This is a genomic window from Corallincola luteus, from assembly GCF_004336975.1.
In the GTDB taxonomy this organism is placed as follows: Bacteria; Pseudomonadota; Gammaproteobacteria; order Enterobacterales; family Neiellaceae; genus Corallincola; species Corallincola holothuriorum.
Window position 1 is genome coordinate 1 of record NZ_SJXE01000024.1, and the last position, 4,253, is coordinate 4,253.

Consider the following 4,253-nt stretch of genomic DNA (forward strand, 5'->3'; position numbering starts at 1 on the left):
TTCATTGGCTTTACGGGCAATGTGTTCGTTTAAGCAACGCATATACCAAGAGATATCAGATAAGCGTTCACGCCATTTTTGGATGATGTCGATAGCAACCTGCTTTTCCGCATCTGTGGTGAGTTTTCCTGCTAAATAGCGCCCCACCATGACAGGCCAGGTAAACAGCTTGGCCCAGCGTTCAGCTACTTCAGTATCACTCAGGCTTTCAGCCCTCTTGGGGTTGAGATGTACCACCAGGTGGTAGTGATTAGACATGACGGCATAAGCGCAAAGCTCAATGGTAAAAACTTCATCTAACAGGGCTAAACGCTCAAGCACCCATTGTTTACGGTGGCTGTAGTCGGTATTGGTAAATCTATCTTCACCGCACAAGAAAGCACGGCGAACGCAGCGGCAAACACAATGGTAGTAAGGTGTATCGGCGGGTGAAACCAGCTCTGAGCGGGGGCGAGTCATATCAGCTTCCTTGCTTTCAGATATCTTAGCCAAAAGCGTAGAAGCTGATTAAAAACTCGTCAAACAAAAGTGGGTGTCCTTTTATTTTGTATCCTTTTATTTTGTAGAGAGTTACCTTTACCTTTGGGTGTTTTGATTAAAGCTTCGACACCTTTATCAAAACGGGTAACTCTCTACTTTTCAAGAAGATGTGTCAGATCTGGTCGCGACTAATACACACCACTATTGCGTTATTGCGTTCGCTTTCCACGGATGTAACGACAGTTCGCAATAGCTACTTCGCCAACAGTGCCACATTTTCCACTCCCATGTGGTAAATCAGCCATAAAATCTCCTTCAAAGTAGCTCATGTCGTGCAACCAAATGATCTTTCCTAAGCCATTTTTATGACCGTTTTGCCAAGACCCTATATATTTGTATTTATTAGGCAAATACAGTTCACCACTTCCATGATAGCTTCCTTCTAAAAAGCCACCTGAGTAGTATTCCCCACTGGGAAACCTTAGCTCTCCTTTACCGGACATTTGGTTATGCTCCCAAAAACCTCGATACTCGAAGCTATAAGGGCTTGAAACCACGAGTTCACCATACCCAGACTTCTGTCCAATATCATCCAACTCGCCAGAATAATTATCTATATAAGGGCTAGGTATCGGGCCACTCGCGAGAGCTCCAGACTTATAGAAATAATAGAATTTATTTCCTGAAGGTCTCACATACTCAAATCTGCCATGCCTGAAACCTTTAGAAAACACCCCTGAAACCGTTGCGCCATTGCTTTCTAGAATGGTCGCTTTGCCCTCAATTCTGCCATCATGGAAGTTACCTCTGAACTCGGTGCCACCATTACTTCGAAACGTTCCTATGCCATGAGGTACCCCATCGCAAGCTTCACCTGAATAGAGCCCCATAAGCTGGCCTTTTCTATAATCTACGTACTCAAAGCTCATGTCTTCAACAACACGACAATCCAATTCGGCAGCTTCCGTGCTAACCGAAGCCCCTACTATAAAAAAGACGGTAAAAATACGTTTCATAACAGCCTTTAAAATTACTGACTAGCGCCCATCATTGCTTTCAAGTTCAAATAGTTAGCAACGCTATCATTCACAAATAACGTAAGCCACCTAGGACAGCCATTGCTTACTACATGTGAAGAATCACCTTTGAGCACTAAGAATTCAATAGTCATTGAGCTAAGAATATGACTTGAGACTTGTTAACTGACTATTATTTAGGGGTGTTTTACGATTTCACTCTGAACCACAAAAAGCAAGACACACCAGCCTCTTCCCCTGAGAGAATGAAGCGTGATGCATTGATGAAAGTGGTGCGTTTCGGTTTAGCCAGTCGGTGGCGTTAACGCTGGGCCATATACTCGTATTCTCGCATTAGTTTGTGCGTAGCGCTTTCTACTCGCTGGGTTGCCAATCACGGTGCCGCGTGACAGATTTTGCCTTTGAATGGCAGCAATGAAGGTTTCTGCGTCTAAACCTAAGCGCCCAAGAATAGGTGGTGTGTCTTTCGGGATACTGCCGCGTTTGTCATTTCGTTGTGCCCTGCCCGTCCAATCAACCAGTTCAAGGTAATCAGCAAAGCTAAACGGAATGCCATCAGGCTTGTCTTGGTGGTGATTGCCAAAGAAAGCTTGCAGTAACGGGGTTTTAGGAGTGTCGCTGCTGTCCTTATCGGTGGGATCTGGCGGAGTCTGCCTCTCATTGCTGTCATTGCCTTGTTGGTACTGTTGCAAGCGTTGATGAATAGACACATCAACCGATTGTTCAGGCGTATCCACGATACCTGCTCTGAGCGGGTTCAAATCCACGTAAGCCATACACGCCAGTAATCCGGCTTCATCGAGAATGGCTTGAGACTTGAATCTACCTTCCCAGAAGCGTCCCTTGCATTGGTCTTCTTCATTGGCTTTTCGGGCGATATGTTCGTTCAGGCAACGCATGTACCAAGAGATATCTGAAAGGCGTTCACGCCATTGTTGAATGGTGTCGATGGCAACCTGCTTTTCAGCATCCGTAGTGAGTTTTCCCGCCAAGTAACGCCCGACCATGATTGGCCAGTTAAACAACTTGGCCCAGCGCTCAGAGACTTCTCTGTCAGTAAGCTGTTCGGCTTTTTTAGGGTTGAGATGCACCACCAGATGGTAGTGATTAGACATCACCGCATAAGCACACAATTCGATGGTAAAGACTTCATCTAACAGGGCTAAGCGCTCTAACACCCAAGCCTTACGGTGGCTGTAGTCCGTGTTGGTAAATCTATCTTCGCCACACAAGAAAGCACGGCGAACGCAGCGGCAAACACAGTGGTAGTAAGGCGTATCGGCTGGCGATACCAGCTCTGAGCGGGGGCGAGTCATAACAGCTTCCTTGCTTATTTATCACTCAAAAAGCGTAGAAAACGAACCTAGAACTGTCAACGTCGAGTGGATGTCCTTGGTCTCTTCCACGCCTTCAAATGGCTTAATCTCAAATACATTCATAGTCATTTCATGCATAACGCCCTGTTAAGGGACAAAAAATAGTTTGCTAAAATGTTGAGGGACGAAACAGCAAACTGTTTTTTGTCCCGCTTGAACAGCTTGTTATACGAATTTACCACTTACCTTTTTTACATGCATCAATTAACTGCCTGACTGTAATAGGAATTTTACTAGCGGCTATATGTTCGTCACGATATTTCATTTTACGATAAAGATAAACCAAACCTTTAAAGCAAGGTTCAGATCTGAAATGTTGGTTAAAATCGAAGTCGGTTAAATCAAGTTTGAATTTATCATGACACTGTTCAAACACTTCCCAAGCGTCATCACCATCAACTTGTAAATCTCCCAACAAAGTAGAATTCTCAGTGACTTTTTCGAGAGAAAGATTAGCTTCGTTTGAAACTATTAATTTGATTTCATCATCCATAATCGAGATTCGTATAACGCTTTGCTAATGGGCAAAATATGGTTTGCTAGAATGTGCGAGGCACGAGCAACAGCAAACTGTATTTTGTCCTGTTAAGCAACTTGTTAGACGCTATTACATTAGCTTGTTAAGAATACAAAGCTAAACAATGGCGCCCAAACTAAAATAATGCAAAGAAATGGATGAACAATCCTTTGCCCTGCTCAAACGAAGTACCGATTGAGATAAATAATATTAGCTAAAAACCTAACATAGGTGTTTCGCCAAAAGTGGTACGAAAGTGTACCAAACTGTTTGAGATGGAAAAACACACCTGCAAACTTATATACGTAAATTTAATTTAGTGAAATTATCTATTTGCGTATAACGCTAAGTAGATATACACGGGGAACCTATCTGGATAAGGGGTACATGTATACCTATCCCTACCTGTCCCCTATCCTACTTTTCAATAATTTAGAGTTAACATCTTAACCCACTGTTCCTGTTGCTTTTATCAGTCAGGTCACAAAATCCTCTGAAATAAGGGGCATAACACTTTGTTAAATCGATCACCTGAGATCTCAGACAGCATTGTAAATTTGTCCAGTGAAAATCAGCGCAAACTTGCAGGAAGAAAAAAGCCGCCCATTTGGGCGGCTTCATTTTCAACGCACACTTGAGGCGCATAAGCCTTTATAGCCTGTGTGCTAGTGCTCTATTTGGGGTAGCAGTATTTAGCATTGCTCACTTAACTAACGTCTGGATTACGGCAACCACTTCATCACGTTTAGCTTTGTCCAATGCGTCAGCATGCGGCTGCGCAAAGCATCGTGCATCATTGTCGTAATACTTACCTGATGCGTCAGCAAACTCGTCAGACACGGC

The 4,253-nt window shown here is 43.7% G+C and carries 4 protein-coding genes; all 4 read right to left on the reverse strand.

Translation table 11 applies throughout. The features are described 5' to 3' along the window. Window positions 1-459 (reverse strand): transposase (locus tag EZV61_RS19270; protein ID WP_476695892.1); only part of this gene is annotated, 459 nt, incomplete at its 3' end. Window positions 460-689: 230 nt separating this feature from the next. Beyond that, window positions 690-1,496 (reverse strand): MORN repeat-containing protein, encoded by an 807-nt coding sequence (locus EZV61_RS19275; RefSeq protein WP_131417657.1) that lies wholly within the window; start codon window positions 1,494-1,496, stop codon window positions 690-692. Window positions 1,497-1,801: 305 nt separating this feature from the next. After that, window positions 1,802-2,833, reverse strand: a complete 1,032-nt coding sequence (locus EZV61_RS19280; protein ID WP_131417659.1) for a transposase — start codon at window positions 2,831-2,833, stop codon at window positions 1,802-1,804. Window positions 2,834-3,068: 235 nt separating this feature from the next. Continuing rightward, complete coding sequence (locus EZV61_RS19285; RefSeq protein WP_131417661.1) at window positions 3,069-3,386, reverse strand: DUF1493 family protein; 318 nt, start codon at window positions 3,384-3,386, stop codon at window positions 3,069-3,071. Between the last annotated feature and the right edge of the window lie 867 nt (window positions 3,387-4,253).

Coding starts and splice junctions, on each gene's coding strand:
- EZV61_RS19275 (WP_131417657.1), bottom strand. CDS start 1,496: ATGAAACGTATTTTTACCGTCTTTTTTATAGTAGGGGCTTCGGTTAGC.
- EZV61_RS19280 (WP_131417659.1), bottom strand. CDS start 2,833: ATGACTCGCCCCCGCTCAGAGCTGGTATCGCCAGCCGATACGCCTTAC.
- EZV61_RS19285 (WP_131417661.1), bottom strand. CDS start 3,386: ATGGATGATGAAATCAAATTAATAGTTTCAAACGAAGCTAATCTTTCT.